Raw genomic sequence first — 17,877 nt, 5'->3', positions numbered from 1 at the left:
TCAGCCTTCCCCTTCCTGTCGCAGGTTATCAGTGGAAAACCGTTCGCTCATCCAACGCCTGATCGCGAGGCCGGAATTCGGGCCCTTCGTTCTGCTCATCGTCGAAATCGCGGTGTTCTGGAGCATCAACCACGATTTCCTGTCGCCGCAGAACATCTCCAACACGCTGGCCTTCACCGTCGAGCTCGGGCTGATCGCGCTGGCGATGACGCTGTTGATGACGTCGGGTGAATTCGATCTGTCGGTCGGCTCGCTGTTCGGCTTTTCGCCGGTGCTGATGTGGACGCTGTTCAACAGCGGCCTGACCTCGCTGGAGGTCGGCTTCCTCGCCGCGCTGCTGATCGCGGCCTTCATCGGCCTGGTCAATGGCTGGTTCGTCACGCAGCTGAAAATCCCATCCTTCCTGGTGACGCTCGGCATGCTGCTGGTGGTGCGCGGCACCGCGCTGTTCGTCACCGACGGCTTTCCGCAGCGGACGTGGAGCGCCGAGGGCAGCTGGCTGGCCGAAGCGCTGGTCGGTGATTTCTTCATCGGCCCGTTCCGCATCTACATGTCGCTCTTCTGGTTCATCGCGGCGGCCATCGCACTGGGCTACGTGCTGACGCAAAGCCGGACCGGCAACTGGATCCAGGCAGCCGGCGGCAATCCAAGCGCCGCAAGGGCGCGCGGCGTCAACGTCAGCGGCGTCAAGATCGGCCTGTTCGTGCTGTCGTCGGTGATGGCTTCGCTTGCCGGCGTCATCTCGTCGCTGCGCACGTCGGCCGCCAACCCCAACAGCGGCACCGGCTACGAGCTCGAAGTCATCGCCATGGTGGTGATCGGCGGCACGGCGCTGACCGGTGGGCGCGGCACCATCATCGGCACGGTGCTCGGCATCCTCATCCTGCGCGTCATGCGCAACGGCATCGTGCTGATCGGCGTGCCCGGGCTGGCCTACAACATCTTCATCGGCGCCATCATCCTCGGCATGATGGCGCTGCACTCATGGCTGGAACGCCGGCATCAGGCAGGGACCTAGAACCATGGCTGAACCGCTCATCCGCATGTCCAACATCAAAAAGTCCTACGGGCGCGTGCAGGCGCTCGAAGACGCCAATTTTCATGTCAACGAAAGGGAGATCGTCGGCCTGCTCGGCGACAATGGCGCCGGCAAATCGACGCTGATCAAGGTGTTGTCGGGGGCGGTGCCGCTGACCAGCGGCGACATTTTCATCCGCGGCAAGAAGGTCAATCTGCGCAGCACCAGCGACGCCATCGCGCACGGCATCGAGACGATCTACCAGGATTCGGCACTGGTGACGCAGCTGTCGATCGCGCGCAACCTGTTCCTTGGCCGCGAGCCGATCAAACCGCCGCGCTTTTTGAACCGCATGGACCAGGAGGCGATGAACAATGTCGCCCGCGACCTGTTGAAACAGGTCGGCATCTCCAAGAACATCCCGCCGACGACGCCGATCGGCTCCCTGTCCGGCGGCGAGCGGCAGGCCGTCGCCATCGCGCGCGCCATGCACTTCGACAGCGACCTGATCATCCTCGACGAGCCGACCAACAATCTCGGCGTCGCCGAGACGCAAGGCGTGCTGAGCTTCGTGCGCAACGCGCGCGATTCCGGGCATTCCTGCATCTTCATCGCCCACAACATCCACCATGTCTTCCAGGTGGTTGACCGCATCGTCGTCATGCGCCGGGGCAAGGTGGTGGCCGACGACATCGACCCGAAGAAGACCAGCGTGGCCGAGGTCGAACGCATCATCACCGGGATGTCCGACAAGGAGATCCGCGACGCCATCATCGAAGGCGGGCCATCGCACGGCTGAACCGTCTTCGCGCCGTCTGGCACGGAAACGCATCCGCTCTAACTCGTTGTAGAGCATGACCTTTTGACAAAACGGTTCCCGTTTGTCCGAGAAAACCGGTTCCCACTTTTCGGGATCATGCTCTATGACTACAGCCATGAAAGCCACCGTTGCCGACATAGCCAGGAGCTGCGGCCTGTCGACCGCGACCGTCGACCGGGTTCTGAACAACCGGGCCGGCGCGAGCGCCGCCAACCGCCAACGGGTGATGGAGGCGGCCAAGCAGCTCGGCTATTTGCCGGTGGTCGATCAGGTGACGCTGCCGTCGCGGCCGGCGCATCTTGAATTCTTCCTGCCGATCGGCGCCAACGGTTTCATGATCGACCTCGCCGGGCACATCGAGGACTATGCGGGGCGCCTGCCGCTGGTCGCCTCGTGCCGGATCCACAATCTCGGCGGCATCTCGCCGGCAGCGCTGCAGGCGGCGGTTGAAAATCTGTCGCTGAAGGCCAATGGCGTCGGCGTCATTGCCGTCGATCATCCGCGAACGCGCAACATATTGCGCGATGTGGTCGAGGCAGGCATCCGCCTTGTCACGCTGGTCTCCGACGTTCCAGCCGCCCCGCGTTCGGCCTATGTCGGCATCGACAACCGGGTTGCCGGACGCACGGCGGCGCTGTTGATGGGGCGCTTCCTCAATGGCCGCCAGGGTCATCTGGCGATGGTCGTCGGCTCGCGTTCCTATCGCGGGCACGAGGAGCGCGAGATGGGCTTTCGGTCGGTGCTGACAGAGGAATTCCCCAATCTCACGGTCTCGAGTGCGGTCGAGATCAATGACGAACCGGAGGGCAGCTACACCGCAACGATGCAGGCGCTGCACAACGAGCCGGAACTGCTCGGCATCTATTGCGTCGGCGCCGGGCGCTCAGGTGTGGCGAGAGCGCTGCTCGAGGCCAAGCCAAAGAAGAAGCCGGTCTTCATCTGCCACGACCTGACCAAGGAAACGCGCGGCTATCTCGTCGACGACCTCGCCGATGTCGTCATTGACCAGAATGCGCGGCTGATCGCGGAGCAATCTGTGATCCGCCTGCTTGGCTCGATCGCATCCGCCGCGCCATACCTGACGAAGAAGTTCATCGAGCCACGGCTGATCTTCAAGGAAAACGTGCCGGTGCAGTGAAGTCGCGCCGTGGCGGTTTCTCCGATTTGTACGACAAGTCGGGGTAGATGCCGCAAATCTGCACAGCAGCCATGCAACTTTCATTGTTGCCGAATCATTGGGCAACCCTTACTCATCTGGGTGTCGGCCATCTACTCCTCCCAGATGCGATGCCGACGCTGAGCGCGGTGCACCTCCTCCCGCATCTCGTTCGAAATCGAGCCCGCTGCCACCTCCTCCCGGCAGCGGGCTTTTTTCATTCCCAAATGAAACTTGGCATATCCAAAGCCCCTCACCCGGATTGCCGAGACCGAGTTGCAAAGAGCAATTCGCTGCAATCCGACCTCTCGCCAAAGCGAAAGGAGATCATCAGCGCCGGCGCCAGCCTCTTCTCCCCTCGGGGAGGAGCTAGCCGCGAAGCGGCCGGATGAGGGGGCCTTGCAAACTCGGTGAGCTGGAATTCAGCGCGCCCTGAAAGAGCTGATCAGGCCTTCAGCCATGCGCACGAACTGCGTGCTGGGGCCCTGGCAGCCCATGGTCTGCACGCTGACGCGCGCCCCTTCGAACAGCAGCGACAGCGTATCGGCCAGAAGCTCGGCCTGACCGATGCCCGCATCCCGGCACAGCGCAACGAGGCGATCGCGCTGAGCGCTCTTGAGCTCCTTGATCACGCTCCTGGCCGGATGGTCCGGCTCGGTCAATTCGGCGGCGGCATTGGCCATGTCGCAGCCGCGACCGTCAGCCGCCAGGCAAGCAGCGGCCATGCGAATCCAGGCATGCAACTGGGCGAGCTTGTCGCCGGGATGCTCAGCCTCGAATTGGTCCCACATCGCGGCGCCTTTAGCCGCCGACGCGCGCAGGCATTGGACGATCAGTTCGTCCTTCGACTCAAAATGACGGTAGAGCGTCATCTTGTTGGTGCCGGCGGCTTCCGTGATGGCGTCGACACCGACGCCCTTGATGCCATGCTTGTGAAACATGTCCTGCGCCGTCTCCAGGATTCGGTCCCGGGGGCGCACGCGATCGGTAATGCCGTCTGCCATCGCAGTCTCCTTGTCTCCCTAAAAATTCGGTTCACCTCTTGACTAGGGTGTTACCGGTCTGTAACTATCCGAATGTTACTTACTGGTAACACCTATGTGGCCTTCCGTCAATAACAAGGCCGTGAACTGGTCCTGCCAGATCACAAAGGGTGAAAATTGCAGGTCATGCGGCTCCGGCCGGTGAAGAGATGAAAACCGGTTCGCGATCGTCCGATGCGAATCGCTGGAATGGAGACGCTCCAATGTCGCAGCGCAAGGATTTGACCATCGATGAAGCCATCCGGGATCCGATGATCCGGCTGGTGATGAAAGCGGACCGCGTCAATCCGCGCGCCTTCGAAGCGATGCTGAGGACCGTTGCCGATGAGCAGGGCCTCAGCGGTGCGGCGCCGTCTTCGTATTTTTTGCAAGACCCGGGTTCGGTGCGCGGCCGGCGGCTGTCCCGGTCTGCCAATTCTTTTAAAGAGGCCGGTTCTTATAAAGAGGTTTGCGTGTCGTGGTAAACTTTTTCATCCATCGTCCGATCTTCGCCTCGGCCATCGCCATAATCATGGTGCTCGCCGGGACGATTTGTTATTTCCTTTTGCCGGTTTCGCAGTTTCCCGACATCACGCCGCCGCAGGTCGTGGTCAGCGCCCATTATCCGGGCGCCAGCGCGCAAGTGGTCGCCGATACGGTGACGACGCCGCTGGAGCAGCAGATCAACGGCGTCGAAGGTATGACCTACATGTCGTCGTCGAGCTCCAATGACGGCTCCTCGACCATCACCATCACCTTCGATGTCGGCTATTCCTTGAGCACCGCGGCCGTCGACGTCCAGAACCGCGTCTCGCAAGCGGCCTCGTCGCTGCCGGCGATCGTCAACCAGGGCGGCGTGACGATCAAGAAGCAGAACCCGAATTTCGTCCTCATCGTCAACCTGACCTCGCCCGACAGTTCGGTCGATCCGGTGGCGCTGAGCAACCTCGCCTATCTGCAGGTCGTCGATCCGCTGAAGCGGCTGCCTGGCGTCGGCGACGTCCAGATATTCGGCGAGCGCCGCTATTCGATGCGCGTCTGGCTCGACCCGGACAAGCTCGCCAATCTTGGCATCACCGCTGTCGACGTCCAGAACGCCATCTCGGAACAGAACGTCCAGGTGGCGGCCGGCAAGATCGGCCAGTCGCCGGCGCCCGCCGGCACCGCCTTCGAGATGCAGGTCAACGCCGTCGGCCGCCTGAGCGACCCCAAGGAGTTCGGCGACATCGTCGTGCGCGCCAACACCGGCACCGGCTCGCTGGTGCGACTGCGCGACGTCGCCCGCATCGAGCTCGGCGCGCTGCAATATTCGTCGTCGGCCTTCTTCGGCAAGGACCCGACGGTGGTGCTGGCCGTCTACCAGATGCCCGGTTCCAACGCGCTCGATCTGCAGCAGCACGTCAAGGACAAGATGCAGGAACTGTCGGCCCGTTTTCCCAAGGGCGTCAGCTACGCCATGCACTACGACACCACGCGCTTCGTGTCGGCATCGATGCATGACGTGCTGATCACGCTTGGCGAAGCGCTGGTGCTGGTCGTGGCCGTGGTGTTCATCTTCCTGCAGAGCTGGCGCACGACGATCATCCCGACCATCGCCATTCCGGTGTCGCTGGTGGCGACGATGGTGGTCATGGAAATGATGGGCTTCTCGCTCAACATGCTCTCCCTGCTCGGCATGGTGCTGGCCATCGGCCTCGTCGTCGACGACGCCATCGTGGTGGTCGAAAATGTCGAGCGACAATTGGAGGCGGGCCTCAAACCGCTGGCGGCGACCAAGGCCGCGATGGCCGAGGTCACCGGACCGATCATCGCCACCACCGCAGTGCTGATGGCCGTCTTCGTGCCCGTTGCCTTCATTCCCGGCGTCTCCGGCAAGCTCTACAATCAGTTCGCGCTGACGGTGGCGATTTCGGTCGGCATATCCGCCTTCAACTCGCTGACGCTCAGCCCGGCGCTGAGCGCCGCCTTCCTGCGCCATCGCGGCGAGACGCAGTTCGCCCCGTTCCGCTGGTTCAACACGGGCTTCGACAGACTGTCGCATGCCTATGCGCACGGCGTGCGTATCCTCATCCGGCTGCGCTGGATCATGCTCGGCCTGTTCGCGGCCGGCCTGGTGGCCACCTACTTCGTCTGGCAGAAGTTGCCCTCGACCTTCCTTCCGGTCGAGGACCAGGGTTACTTCTTCGTCGTCATCCAGCTGCCTGACGGCGCCTCGCTGGAACGCACCGATGCGGTGGCGCAGAAGGCGCGCGACATCCTCCAAGCTACGCCCGGAGTCGAGATTGTCGGTTCGATCAGCGGCCTGAACTTCCTGACCAGTGCGGCGCAGTCGAACTCGGCTGTCGAGTTCGCCATCCTGAAGCCGTGGGAAGAGCGCGGCCCCGACCAGAGCGCGTCGAAGCTCGTCGCCGACGTGCGCGGCAAGCTGATGCAGATTCCGGAAGCCTTCGCGCTGTCCTTCGATCCGCCTTCGATCCCGGGTATCGGCACCACGGGCGGCTTCGAATTCGTCGTCGAGGATCTCACCGGGCGCGGCAGTTCAGCCCTCAACGACGCGACGCAAGCCGTGATCGCCGAGGCGCGCAAGCAGCCGGAAATCAACCCGCAGCAGCTGTTCTCGCCGTTCTCGACCTCGACGCCGCAGTTCAACTACGACCTCGACCGCAGCAAGGCCAAACTGCTCGGCCTCAACCTGCCCGACGTCTTCAACACGCTGCAGATCTATCTCGGCTCGCTCTACGTCAACGACTTCAACCTGTTCGGCCGCACCTTCCGGGTGACCATCCAGGCCGACAAGGATGCACGTGCCGACGCAGGCGACCTTTCGCGGCTCTATGTGCGCAACGCCTCCGGCGGCATGGTGCCGCTGAGCACACTGGGCAAACTGGTGCCGTTCGTCGGCCCGGAAACCGTGCCGCACTACAACAACAACGCCTCGGCCACGATCAATGGCGGCGCAGCCCCCGGCTTCTCGTCGGGCCAGGCGGTTGCCGCGATGGAACGGGCCGCCGCCACCGCTTTGCCCAGGGATTTCGGTTTCGAATGGACCGGCATCACCTTCCAGGAGCTCAAGGCAGGATCGATCGCGTCGGTCGTCTTCGGCCTCGCCATCGTCTTCGTCTTCCTGATCCTGGCGATGCAGTATGAGAGCTGGGCGATGCCGTTCATGGTGCTGCTGGCGGTGCCACTGGCCCTGTTCGGCGCCTTCGCAGCCCTGTTCCTGCGCGGCATGCAGATCGACGTCTACTCGCAGATCGGCTTCGTCATGCTGATCGGCCTCGCCGCCAAGAACGCGATCCTGATCGTCGAGTTTGCAAGGCGGCGGCGCGAGGAGGGACTGAGCATTGTCGACGCGGCGATGGAAGCTGCGCGGCTGAGGCTGCGGCCGATCCTGATGACGGCCTTCGCCTTCATCCTCGGCGTGCTGCCGCTGATGTTTGCGACGGGTGCGGGTGCGGCAAGCCGGCAGTCGATCGGCACCACCGTGTTTGGCGGCATGGTCGCGGCGACCATCCTGTCGCTGGTGTTCGTGCCAGTCTTCTACGCGGTCATCGAACAGCTGCGCGAAGGCCGCGTGCGCAGCGAACCGAACGCTGCTCATGACCAGGACAATAATGAACCGACTGCCGAACCAGCGCCGATGCGCCTGGCCGAAGCAGCCGAATAGAATTGGAGACCAAAATGCGTAAATGGAAAATAGCTTTGGGAACGGCCGTCGCCCTGGGAGCGGTCTCGGTGGCAAGCGTCCACTTCCTCGACATGGGCAATCTCAGCCTCAATGCCGGCACGGCGGCAGCGACGGCAGCACCTGCGGCATTCGTCATGCCGGTGCCGGTGACGAGCGTGGTCAAGAAGACGATCCCGATCTACCTTGACTACGCCGCCCGCATCGAGGCGATCCGCAGCGTCACCTTGCAGGCCCGCGTGCCCGGCTATCTGCAGGAGCAGACGGCTAAGGACGGCGCGGATGTGCGCCAGGGTGATCTGCTCTACAAGATCTCGCCTGACGACTTCAAGGCGGCTCTCGACCAGGCCAAGGCCGAAGTGCAGCGCGACCAGGCGAGCCTCGACTATGCGCGCTCCAATCTCGGCCGCGGCTCCGAACTCGCCAAGAGCGGCTATCTGGCCAAGGATGGGTTCGACCAGCGTACGAGCACCTTGCGCCAGGCCGAAGCGTCGCTTGCCGTCAACCAGGCGGCGGTGCGCACGGCCGAGCTCAATTTGAGCTACGCCGAAATCCACGCTCCGTTTGCCGGCCGCGTCGGCCGCAACCAGGCTTCGGTCGGCACGCTGGTCAGCGTCGCCGGCACGGTGCTGAACACGCTGGTGCAGCTCGACCCGATCTACGTCACCTTCAATCCGAGCGAGACGGACCTGGCCGAAATCGAACGGGCCCGGGCCGCCGGCCCGATCGAGGTCGAGGTGCTGCTGCCCGGCGAGACCGAAGCCAGCCAGAAGGGCGAACTCACCTTCATCGACAACACGGTCGACCACTCGACTGGCACGATTACGGCTCGCGCCACCATCGGCAATGCGAAGTTCTCGCTGCTGCCGGGCCAGTATGTCCGGGTGCGGCTGCACATCAAGCAGCTGCCCGACGCGCTGATGGTGCCGCAGGTGGCGCTGGGTTCGAGCCAGCTCGGCAAATATGTCTATGTCGTCGGCAAGGGCAACACGGTCGACCAGCGCATCGTCTCGCTTGGCGCGACCAGCGGCGACCTTGTGGCGGTCCTCAGCGGCGTTGCCGAAGGCGACCAGGTGATAACGGGCAATCTGCAGAAGATCGGACCAGGAATGCCGATCTCGCCGTTGCCCCAGGAGAAACCGGCCAGCTGATAACCCCCATCAGCCCCGGTCCTGCGGCGCCTTCGGCTTCCACGCCGAGGGCGCCGTTTTTTTATGGAGCGCCGCACGCCGTTTTTGGAGTAACCGCAAGGCACAAGAATCCGGAACAGACATATTGTAGGATTGTCGACAATCTGCTTGTCTGTTTCCGGCTCTCACTGGAGTGACGGAATGGCCAAGCTGGACTTCAATCCGATCGCGGATACGACACGCCGAGCCGAGATCGTTGCGCTGTTGCGGCGGGCGATCCTGACCGGCCAGCTGGAACCCGGCCAAAAGCTGAGCGAGCTGAGGATCGCTGAGCAGATGCGGGTCAGCCGCGCGCCTTTGCGCGAAGCTATGCGCGAGCTGGTGCAGGAAGGCATCCTGACCAGCATTCCCTATGCCGGCACCTTCGTCATCGATGTCACCGCCAAGGACATTGACGACGCCTACTCGCTGAACAAGGTGCTCGATGAATTCGCCATCGAGCGGACATGGAAGCTGCGCGACCAGCGCTTCTTCGATGAACTCGACCGCCGCCACGAAGCGGTGAAGCAGGCAACGCGCGCGCGCGACACCACCCGCCAGATCGAGACCGCACTGCAATTGCACGGGCTGATCTATGAATGGGCCGACAATTCGGTGCTGCTGGAAACCTGGCAGCGGCTGACCAGCCGGCTGCAGATGTACTTTGCCCTGCACCAGCAGGCCCGCAACGAGCCGGTGCCGGCCGAAGATCTCCACGAAACCTATGTGCGGCTCTTGAAGGGCGCCGACATGCGCGCTGCCCAGCGCCATGCGCGCGAGCATATCGACCTCGATTTCGAAGAGCTGCTTGCCTATGCGCGTGGCCTCGATCAGCGGAACATCGAAGGACTGACCCTCCTCAACGCCTAGAGACAACGGACAGACAAGTGCAGATCAAAACCATCAAGGCCTATCGCGTCGTGCAGCCCTTCGTGGACGGGCCCTACCGCATGTCAAAGGGGCGGGTTGCAGATTGCTTCGATGCGGTGATCGCCGCCATCACCTCCGACAGCGGCGTGACCGGCTGGGGCGAGATGGCGCCGCTCGGCAATTTCTACTCGGCCGCCTTTCCGGCGGGAACGCGCGCGGGCGTGGTCGAGATCGCGCCGCACCTGATCGGCCAGGACCCGCGTGGCCTCGCCGGCATCGGCCGATTGATGGATACGGTGTTCAAGGGGCATCCCTACATCAAGTCGGCGCTCGACATGGCCTGCTGGGATCTGGCGGCCCGGGCCGCCGACGTGCCGCTGGTGACCATGCTTGGCGGCCGCGAGAGCGACATGGCGGAGACCTACCGCGTCGTCACCCACGGCACGCTCGACCAGATGGCGGCACTGGCCAAAAGGATCATCGCCCAGGGCTGCCGCCGGCTGCAGGTCAAGGTCGGCGGCAATGTGCATGAAGACATCGAGCGGGTGAGCGCAGTCGCTTCGGCCGTGCCGAAAGGCACGGTGATTTTCTGCGACGCCAATGCCGGCTGGACACCCTACCAGGCGCGGCAGTTCGCCGATGCAACGCGCGGCATCGACTACACGTTCGAGCAGCCCTGCACGACGATCGTGGAGAACATGTCGGTGCGCCGCATGCTCGACAAGCCGATGGTGCTGGACGAGAGCGTCATCTCGCTCGAGGCGATGCTGGAAATCCATCGCCTGGGCGCCGCCGACGGGCTGACGCTGAAGATCTCGCGGCTTGGCGGCGTAACCAGGACAAGGCAAATCCGCGACGTCGCCGTCGATCTCGGTTTCATGATCACCGTCGAGGATACGGGCGGCGCCGAGATCGACACGGCGGCGATGGCGCATCTGTCGCTGTCGACGCCGGAAGAACGCCGGCTGCACGCCATCGCCTTCCATGAGTGGGTGACGGTGCGCACGGCCTCCAACGCCCCACCGGTCACCGGCAGCCACATGGGCATTCCCGACGGGCCCGGCCTCGGCATCGATGTCGTGCCCGACCTGCTCGGCAAGCCTTTCCTAGAGATCGGCTGAGATCAAGCGCAGCATGAAGCTGTCACCCCACGAACCTCCGTGGGAGATTTGGTCCTGCAGCCATTCTCCGATTTGCGGGTTGAAATATTTTTCAAATGGAAATAGGAATGTTCAAAATGATGATTTGACGCTGCGGCGCGTCGTGACTGGAGGAAGCGAATATGGCCCATCCGCAATTTGCAGCGGAACTTCTGCAGCGCGCTGAAGCCCAAGGGCCTATCACCATCGGTCTCGCCGGCGCCGGGCAGATGGGCACCGACATCGTCGTCCAGGTGGCGCTGATGCCGGGCATGCGGATCGGTGCCATTTCCGAGGTGCGCCCGCAAGCGGCGATCGATGCCGCACTGCTCGCCGGCCATGACCGCTCCGACATCGTCCAGGCTGCGAACGCCTCTGCCATCGACCGTGCCATCGAGGCCGGCAAGATCGCTGTCACCGAAGATCTGCATGCGCTGGCCGCGGCCGGCCGCATTGATGTCATCATCGACGCGACAGGCAATCCCAACATCGGCACGCTGTTTGCGCTCGAAGTGATGAAGAACGGCAAGCACATCGTCATGCTCAATGTCGAGGCGGACATTACGATCGGCCGCTTCCTCAAGGAGGAAGCGCGCAAGGCCGGCGTGGTCTACACCGGTGCGGCCGGCGACGAACCCGCCTGCACGCTGGAGATCATCGGCTTCGCCAAGAGCCTCGGCTTCAACATCATCGCCGCCGGCAAGGGCAAAAACAACCCGCTCAAGATCGACGCCATGCCCGCCGACTACGAGAAGGAAGCGTCCGAGCGCAACATGAATGCGCGCATGCTGGTCGAGTTCGTCGACGGTTCCAAGACGGCGATCGAGATGGTGGCTATCGCCAACGCCACCGGGCTGGTGCCCGACGTGCCGGGCATGCACGGCCCGACGGCGACGCTGGAGGAACTGGCCAGCGTGCTTTGCCCGCGCGAGGATGGCGGCGTGCTGCACCGCAAGGGCGTGGTCGACTATTCCATCGGCAAGGGCGTGGCGCCCGGCGTGTTCTGCATCATCGAAACGAGGCATCCGCGCGTGCTGGAGCGCATGGTCGACCTCAAGGTCGGCAAGGGCCCCTATTTCACGATCTACCGTCCCTACCACCTGACAAGCCTTGAAGTGCCACTGTCGGCGGCGCGCGCCGTTGTCTACAAACGTGCCGACATGGAGCCGCTCGACCATCCGGTCGCCGAAGCGGTGGCGGTAGCCAAAAGCGATCTCGGCGCCGGGCAGTCGCTGGGCATGATCGGCGAGAACGACTATCGCGGCTTCGCCATGACCTGGGAGGACGCCCGCGCCAAGGGCGCGCTGCCGCTCGGGATTGCCGAACGCGCCAAGGTGGTCAAGCCGGTCAAGACCGGCGACTTCCTCACCTATGAAAATTGTGTACCCGACGATTCGATGGTGATAACGCAGATCCGCCGCCGTCTCGACCAGTCGGACGGACAGTTTGTGACCAACGCCGCCTGAACCTTCGGGATCTCCCTGTGATGGACGATGTCGTTATCGGGATCGATGCCTCGACGACGGCGGTGAAGGCAATCGCCTTCACCCGCGACGGCGCGGAGCTGTTCCAGGCGCGCGAGGCCTATCCGCTGGCCAATCCGAAGCCCGGCCATTTCGAGCAGGATGCCGAACATTGGTGGGCAGCCCTCATCAGTGCGCTGAAGCAGGTTGCCGACAAGGTCGGCGCCGCGCGCGTGGCGGCAATTGCCATAGCCCATCAGCGCGAGACCTTCACCCTGATCGATCAGGCCGGCACGCCGCTCATCCCGGCGATCCTGTGGCTTGACGAGCGCGCCCGGCCTCAAGTCGCCAAGCTGTCGGCCGAGCTTGGCCGCGAGACGATCCGCGACTGGAGCGGCAAGCCGCCGGATCCGACGCCGGCGCTCTATGCCATCGCCTGGCTGGCGGAACACCAGCCGCAGGTGCTGGCCAACGCCGCCGCCCTGGTCGATGTTCATGGCTTCTTCGTTCACCGGCTGACCGCACGGCTGGTAACCAGCACGGCAAGTGCCGACCCGCTCGGCTTGCTCGATGTCGCGACAGGCGAATGGCACCCTGAGCTTGTCGCGGCTGCAGGGCTGCAGCCACGGCAGTTGCCGGCGCTGATCGGCCCAGGCGAAATCTGCGGCGGCCTAGCCGAAAGCATTGCCCAGCTGACTGGCCTCAAAGCGGGCACGCCAATTGTCGCCGGCGCCGGCGATGGCCAGGCCATGGGTCTCGGCATGGGCGTCTATGGTGCCGGCAGGAGCTATCTCTCGCTCGGCTCCGGCGTCGTCAGCGGCTGCTATTCCGGCACGGTCACCACATCGGACGCGTTTCGCACGCTGGTCTCGCCGACCGGCTCCGGCTTCATGCTGGAAACCGTGCTGCGCTCGGGCATGCAACTGGTCGACTGGATCGTGCGCACCACCGGCGCGTCTTCCGCGGCAGAACTGGAGAAGGGTGCGGTCGATGTTGCGGCCGGCGGCGACGGTCTTTTGGTCATGCCCTATTGGGCCGGGGTCTTGAGCCCCTATTGGGATGGCGCGGCGCGCGGCGCCGTTGTTGGCCTGTCGCTCGACCATGAGCCCAGGCATCTCTTCCGCGCCACGCTGGAAGGCATCGCTTTGGAGCAGGCCATCGCCAGCGAGGCGATGGAGGCCGAAAGCGGCGGCAAGCCGGGAGAGATGATTGCCGCCGGCGGCGGCACCAATTCGGCGCTGCTGATGAAGATCATGGCCAGCGTGCTGGAGCGGCCGCTGTTCGTGTCGCCGGTCAACGAGGCGGCGGCCCTTGGCGCGGCGATGCTGGCGGCTTCGGCGATCGGCTGGTTCGCCTCGGCGGAAGACGCCGCCAAGGCAATGGCGGCGGCGCCAGCCAGGCGTGTCGATCCTGACATGACGCTGGTGCCGGCTTACCGGGCGCGCAAGGCGATCTACCGCGACCTCTATCACGCGACACGCGACATCCACGCGCGGCTCGGTGCGATCTGAGTTCAAGCGCAGCTTGCCTGCGTGAGGCTCCCATGCCCAACCTGCCCAGCTTGCCGATTTTGCGTCCTGCCCGGCCAATGCTAGACTCATCGGGCTCATGAAAGCAGTATTTCACCTTGCCGCCCTGCCCTGGATTGTCGCGCTTGCGGCAGCTCCAATGACGGCGCGTGCGCAGGACGGGCCGCCCTTCGAGGTCACGCTCGACATGGACAATGACGGCAGGATGGATCGGGCCGCGATCGCGGCGGATTCCGACAGCGGGCTGGCGGATCTCTCGATCTATCTGGCTGCCGGCGAAGGAAAGCTCGATCCTTCGCGCAAGCCTGACTTTGTCAAGAAGGCGCTGACGCAGGACCGTATTCTCGGGCTCGAAAGCAAGGGCAAGGGATCGCTTGCCGTCACCTCGTGCTTCGGCTGCGGCGCCAACAAATCATGGGATGCGACGCTGACCATCGTCTGGCGCGGCGGTAAATTCCTTGTCGCCGGCTACAGTCGCGACTGGGACTGGAATGTGCAGAAAGCCGACGGCTCGGTCGAGACGACGCTGGGCGGTTGCGACATCAATTTTCTCACCGGCAAAGGCACCGCTTCAAAGGACCTGGACGACGGCAAACCGGTCGCGGGAAAATTCGTGCCGATCGCACTGGCCGACTGGTCGGACGACAGTCGTCCGGAGCCCTGCGAATTCTGACCGAGGCCGACAGCGCTCAACGGTTGAGCAGGCCTTTGGCCGCATCCTCATCGGTAATGAGCACCGAAACCCTGGTGTTGGCGAGCGCGGCGCGCATGACGGCGACCTTCTCCTGACCGCCTGACACCAGGATGATGCTCGGAATATCGGACAGATCCTGCAGCGGATAGGCGCAGACGCGGCGGTTGACCTCATGGTCGACAGAGTGGCCCTCGGCGTCGATGAAATGGCACAAGAGGTCGCCGACCGCGCCGGCCGCCTGCAATTCCTCGAGTTCGCTCGGTTTGATGAAGCCGTAATTGGCGATCGGGCTGTCCTTGGAAAACGAGCCGACGCTGAGCACGGCGATGTTGGCGCGGCGCGCGCGGAAGACGACATCCTGAACGCTGCGCTGGCTCATGAAGGCATCGCGCTGTTCCGGCTTGTCGGCATAGACCGGCACCGGCAGCAGGAAACATTCAGCGCCGATCTTTTCGGCGAACTCCCAGGCGCTTTCGGTCGGGTTGAGCGGCTGCGCATGGGTGAGGCCGCCGAGCATCGAGACGACCGTCGTCCTGGCAATCGGCCGCCTCGGCAATTCGTTGATGGCAAATTTCAGCGTCCGGCCCCAGCCCAGCGCAATGACGTCGCCGGCATTGACGTTGTCGGCGAGATAGGCGGCAGCCGCGTGGCCGATCATCAGCGGCGCGTTGCTGCGATCAGCGGCCGACGGCACCACGACCGCCTGGCTTAGCCCAAAGCGCTGCTTCAGGCTCTCCTCGAGCTGCACACATTCGACGACACTGTCGCGAATGCGGAACTGGACAATGCCTTCCTCGCGGGCAGCCGACAGGATCCGGTGCACCTTGATGCGGCCGACGCCAAGAATCTCGGAGATGCGCTCCTGCGTCAGCCCTTCGACATAGTAATGCCAGGCGGCGCGGGCCTTCAGCTCGGCATCGGGGAAGCGCGAGGCCTTCTCATTTTCGACGGTCGCCATGCTCGTGCTCTCCCGCGGCAGATTTCGGAAATCTTTTCCGCAAAGCGCCGCCCCCTGGCCTTCCCTAGGACAAACCGCCCGGTGGCGCAAACCTTCGCCGAATGGCGCAACGGCTCTTGACAATTTTCTAATGAACAGTTTAGCTGAACAAAATTGCATATCAAAGATAAATTGTTCACAGGGAGGTGCCTGGTGAACAAGAGCGGACGGCAGGCCATCGTCGTTTCGCTGAGGGAGGAGACGAAGTGGCCGTGAGTAATGATGCAAGCGAGTCGAAGGCTGGCGAGTTGAAAGCCGCGCCCGGCACTCAAGGTGCGACGGCCGCGAAGCTTTCGGCGCTGTTTGCCGGAACCATGGGGCCGCTGATCGGGCTGCTGCTGCTTTGCCTGGCGCTGACGCTGACCACCGACACGTTCCTCACCGTGCGCAACATCCTCAACGTACTTGACCAGATCACGGTGCTCGGCATCATGGCAATCGGGATGACGCTGGTGATCCTGATCGGCGGCATCGATCTCTCGGTCGGCTCGGTGCTGGCGCTGGCCGCCATGGTGATGGGCTTTGTCTCCCACCCCGACTATCTCAATCTCGGCCTTGCGGCCGGCGTCGTCGCAGCACTGGTCGTCGCCGGCCTTTGCGGACTGGTGTCCGGCCTGCTGGTGACCGTCACCCGGCTGCCGCCGTTCATTGCGACGCTGGCGATGATGTCGGTGGCGCGCGGTCTTGCCAACATGATCACCGACGGTTCGCAGATCGTCGGCTTTCCCGACTGGTTCACCAGCCTGTCGATCATCCGCCATTTCGGCTTCCTGTCGGTCACCGTCGGGCTAATGGTGGTGTTGGCGATCGTCTTCGCCATCTTCCTCAACTACCGCGCCACCGGCCGCAGCCTTTACGCCATCGGCGGCAGCGCCGAGGTGGCGCGGCTCTCCGGCATTCCGGTGAAGTCGCTGACCAACTGGGTCTACGCCATCTGCGCCGTGCTTGCGGGTCTTGCCGGCATCGTGCTCGCCGCGCGGCTGGATTCTGTGCAGCCGAGTTCCGGCCTCGGCTATGAGCTCGACACCATCGCGGCGGTGGTGATCGGCGGCGCCAGCCTCTCGGGCGGCATCGGCTCGATCGGCGGCACCGCGGTCGGCGTACTCATCATCGGCGTGCTGCGCAACGGGCTCAATCTGCTCGGCGTCTCGCCCTTCATCCAGCAGGTGGTGATCGGCGTGGTGATCGCGCTGGCGGTCGCCAGCGATACCTGGCGGCGCAGGGCGCGATAGAGAACGGGGCACAATTGAGAATTCGCCCGGAGCGTCCGGGCGATAGACGGATCGGTCGATCCGAAACTGGGATGTTCCAAGGGGCGCGATGCGCTGGCGGGACAGTTTGACTATCAACGGAGGAAAAACATGCTGACCAAACGTTCATTGCTGCTCGCCGCTGCCGCCATCATTCCTATGCTCGGGCTGACCGACATGGCCTCGGCCAAGGAGGCCAAGAAACTCGGCCTCGCCGTGGCCAATTTGCAGGCCGACTTCTTCAACCAGATCAAGCAGTCGGTCGAAGCCTACGGCAAGGAGAAGGGCATCGAGATCGTCACCGTCGACGCCAAGGGCGATTCAGCGACCCAGGTCAGCCAGGTCCAGGATCTGATCACGCAGAACATCGACGCGCTGATCTACATTCCGGCCGGCGCCACAGCCGCCACCGTGCCGACCAAGACCGCCAAGGCTGCCGGCATCCCGGTCGTCAATGTCGACCGCAACGCCGACGGCGCGCCCGGCGACACCTTCATCGCCACCAACAGTGTCGCCTCGGCGCAGGCGGTGTGCGACTACATCGCCAAGCAGGCCGGCGGCAAAGGCGAACTGATCATCATCCACGGCCAGAAGGGCACCACGCCGGAAGTCGATCGCTCGAAGGGCTGCGGCGAAGCGCTCAAGGCCTATCCCGATATCAAGGTGGTCGGCGAATTGTGGAGCGAAGGCTGGCACCAGGACGAAGGCTTCAAGCTGACGCAGGACCTGCTGCAGTCGCATCCCGATGTCTCCATCGTCATCGGCCAGGCCGATGCGCTGGCGCTGGGCGCGGCACAGGCGGTCAAGGTCGCCAATCCCGGCCACAAGGTCTGGGTTGCCGGCTTCGATGGCGACGTGGCCGCACTCAAGGCGCTGAAGGACGGCGTGTTCGACGTCACCGCGACGCAGCAGACGCAAGGCATGGGCCGGCTCGCCGTCGATGCGGCGATCAAGCTGGTGGCCGGCGAAAGCGTTCCGGCCGAGCAGCTGCAGGATGCGACGCTGACCACCAAGGACAATGTCGAGCAGTTCATCGCCAAGCACCCGTAACCTGCGGCACCGCTT

General features: G+C 63.8%; 15 protein-coding genes. 13 read left to right on the top strand and 2 right to left on the bottom strand.

Translation table 11 applies throughout. The features are described 5' to 3' along the window. Window positions 1–31 precede the first annotated feature (31 nt). The 3 genes from NKI32_RS23520 to NKI32_RS23510 all read left to right on the top strand — a co-directional run bounded on the left by NKI32_RS23520 (window position 32) and on the right by NKI32_RS23510 (window position 2,976). On the top strand, window positions 32–1,018 hold the full coding sequence (locus tag NKI32_RS23520) for an ABC transporter permease (RefSeq protein WP_353003805.1): 987 nt from the start codon (window positions 32–34) through the stop codon (window positions 1,016–1,018). Between the two features lie 4 nt (window positions 1,019–1,022). Next, window positions 1,023–1,817: an ATP-binding cassette domain-containing protein gene (locus NKI32_RS23515; protein WP_023668515.1), complete on the top strand. Its 795-nt coding sequence runs from the start codon at window positions 1,023–1,025 to the stop codon at window positions 1,815–1,817. A 136-nt stretch (window positions 1,818–1,953) separates the two neighbouring features. Further along, window positions 1,954–2,976, top strand: coding sequence for a LacI family DNA-binding transcriptional regulator (locus NKI32_RS23510; protein ID WP_023668516.1), 1,023 nt, complete (start codon window positions 1,954–1,956; stop codon window positions 2,974–2,976). 440 nt (window positions 2,977–3,416) lie between these two features. Here the strand turns inward: NKI32_RS23510 and NKI32_RS23505 are convergent, their stop codons facing one another. Further along, window positions 3,417–3,998 carry a TetR/AcrR family transcriptional regulator gene (locus NKI32_RS23505; protein ID WP_023668517.1) on the bottom strand — a complete coding sequence of 194 codons (582 nt, stop codon included), beginning with the start codon at window positions 3,996–3,998 and terminating at the stop codon, window positions 3,417–3,419. A 242-nt stretch (window positions 3,999–4,240) separates the two neighbouring features. Here NKI32_RS23505 and NKI32_RS23500 point away from each other — a divergent pair, with 242 nt between their 5' ends. The 8 genes from NKI32_RS23500 to NKI32_RS23465 all read left to right on the top strand — a co-directional run bounded on the left by NKI32_RS23500 (window position 4,241) and on the right by NKI32_RS23465 (window position 14,544). Continuing rightward, window positions 4,241–4,501: a hypothetical protein gene (locus tag NKI32_RS23500; RefSeq protein ID WP_352625625.1), complete on the top strand. Its 261-nt coding sequence runs from the start codon at window positions 4,241–4,243 to the stop codon at window positions 4,499–4,501. Beyond that, the gene (locus NKI32_RS23495; protein WP_023687080.1) at window positions 4,495–7,683 is read left to right on the top strand and encodes an efflux RND transporter permease subunit; all 3,189 of its coding nucleotides are present in this window, start codon (window positions 4,495–4,497) and stop codon (window positions 7,681–7,683) included. The genes NKI32_RS23500 and NKI32_RS23495 overlap by 7 nt, the downstream gene beginning before the upstream one ends. 14 nt (window positions 7,684–7,697) lie before the next feature. Further along, window positions 7,698–8,852 carry an efflux RND transporter periplasmic adaptor subunit gene (locus NKI32_RS23490; RefSeq protein WP_352460067.1) on the top strand — a complete coding sequence of 385 codons (1,155 nt, stop codon included), beginning with the start codon at window positions 7,698–7,700 and terminating at the stop codon, window positions 8,850–8,852. A 180-nt stretch (window positions 8,853–9,032) separates the two neighbouring features. Beyond that, the gene (locus NKI32_RS23485) at window positions 9,033–9,740 is read left to right on the top strand and encodes a GntR family transcriptional regulator (RefSeq protein ID WP_353003802.1); all 708 of its coding nucleotides are present in this window, start codon (window positions 9,033–9,035) and stop codon (window positions 9,738–9,740) included. 17 nt (window positions 9,741–9,757) lie between these two features. Further along, entirely contained in the window at window positions 9,758–10,861 is a 1,104-nt protein-coding gene (locus NKI32_RS23480; RefSeq protein ID WP_353003800.1) for a mandelate racemase/muconate lactonizing enzyme family protein, read from the top strand. 161 nt (window positions 10,862–11,022) lie between these two features. Further along, the gene (locus NKI32_RS23475; protein WP_353003798.1) at window positions 11,023–12,345 is read left to right on the top strand and encodes an NAD(P)H-dependent oxidoreductase; all 1,323 of its coding nucleotides are present in this window, start codon (window positions 11,023–11,025) and stop codon (window positions 12,343–12,345) included. Window positions 12,346–12,365: 20 nt separating this feature from the next. After that, on the top strand, window positions 12,366–13,853 hold the full coding sequence (locus NKI32_RS23470; protein WP_353003796.1) for a xylulokinase: 1,488 nt from the start codon (window positions 12,366–12,368) through the stop codon (window positions 13,851–13,853). Window positions 13,854–14,010: 157 nt separating this feature from the next. Then, a complete protein-coding gene (locus NKI32_RS23465) occupies window positions 14,011–14,544 on the top strand; it encodes a hypothetical protein (RefSeq protein ID WP_353003794.1) in 534 nt (177 codons plus the stop codon). A gap of 16 nt (window positions 14,545–14,560) precedes the next feature. On the opposite strand, the gene NKI32_RS23460 is transcribed toward NKI32_RS23465, so the two are convergent. Further along, window positions 14,561–15,523: a sugar-binding transcriptional regulator gene (locus NKI32_RS23460; protein ID WP_352444430.1), complete on the bottom strand. Its 963-nt coding sequence runs from the start codon at window positions 15,521–15,523 to the stop codon at window positions 14,561–14,563. A 287-nt stretch (window positions 15,524–15,810) separates the two neighbouring features. On the opposite strand from NKI32_RS23460, the gene NKI32_RS23455 reads away from it, so the two are divergent. Both NKI32_RS23455 and NKI32_RS23450 read left to right on the top strand, forming a co-directional pair. Next, window positions 15,811–16,794 carry an ABC transporter permease gene (locus NKI32_RS23455; RefSeq protein WP_502897981.1) on the top strand — a complete coding sequence of 328 codons (984 nt, stop codon included), beginning with the start codon at window positions 15,811–15,813 and terminating at the stop codon, window positions 16,792–16,794. A gap of 129 nt (window positions 16,795–16,923) precedes the next feature. Next, entirely contained in the window at window positions 16,924–17,862 is a 939-nt protein-coding gene (locus tag NKI32_RS23450) for a sugar ABC transporter substrate-binding protein (protein WP_023668529.1), read from the top strand. Window positions 17,863–17,877: the final 15 nt, after the last annotated feature.

Origin of the sequence: Mesorhizobium sp. M0761, from assembly GCF_040320205.1 — a bacterium.
In the GTDB taxonomy this organism is placed as follows: Bacteria; Pseudomonadota; Alphaproteobacteria; order Rhizobiales; family Rhizobiaceae; genus Mesorhizobium.
The sequence above is the reverse complement of the archived record's forward strand: the minus strand, read 5'-3'. Positions and strand labels throughout refer to the sequence as shown.

Excerpts from the sequence above, each read along its gene's own strand:
- NKI32_RS23515 (WP_023668515.1), top strand. The coding sequence starts at position 1,023 with ATGGCTGAACCGCTCATCCGCATGTCCAACATCAAAAAGTCCTACGGG.
- NKI32_RS23510 (WP_023668516.1), top strand. The coding sequence starts at position 1,954 with ATGAAAGCCACCGTTGCCGACATAGCCAGGAGCTGCGGCCTGTCGACC.
- NKI32_RS23505 (WP_023668517.1), bottom strand. The coding sequence starts at position 3,998 with ATGGCAGACGGCATTACCGATCGCGTGCGCCCCCGGGACCGAATCCTG.
- NKI32_RS23500 (WP_352625625.1), top strand. The coding sequence starts at position 4,241 with ATGTCGCAGCGCAAGGATTTGACCATCGATGAAGCCATCCGGGATCCG.
- NKI32_RS23490 (WP_352460067.1), top strand. The coding sequence starts at position 7,698 with ATGCGTAAATGGAAAATAGCTTTGGGAACGGCCGTCGCCCTGGGAGCG.
- NKI32_RS23485 (WP_353003802.1), top strand. The coding sequence starts at position 9,033 with ATGGCCAAGCTGGACTTCAATCCGATCGCGGATACGACACGCCGAGCC.
- NKI32_RS23475 (WP_353003798.1), top strand. The coding sequence starts at position 11,023 with ATGGCCCATCCGCAATTTGCAGCGGAACTTCTGCAGCGCGCTGAAGCC.
- NKI32_RS23470 (WP_353003796.1), top strand. The coding sequence starts at position 12,366 with ATGGACGATGTCGTTATCGGGATCGATGCCTCGACGACGGCGGTGAAG.
- NKI32_RS23465 (WP_353003794.1), top strand. The coding sequence starts at position 14,011 with ATGACGGCGCGTGCGCAGGACGGGCCGCCCTTCGAGGTCACGCTCGAC.
- NKI32_RS23460 (WP_352444430.1), bottom strand. The coding sequence starts at position 15,523 with ATGGCGACCGTCGAAAATGAGAAGGCCTCGCGCTTCCCCGATGCCGAG.
- NKI32_RS23450 (WP_023668529.1), top strand. The coding sequence starts at position 16,924 with ATGCTGACCAAACGTTCATTGCTGCTCGCCGCTGCCGCCATCATTCCT.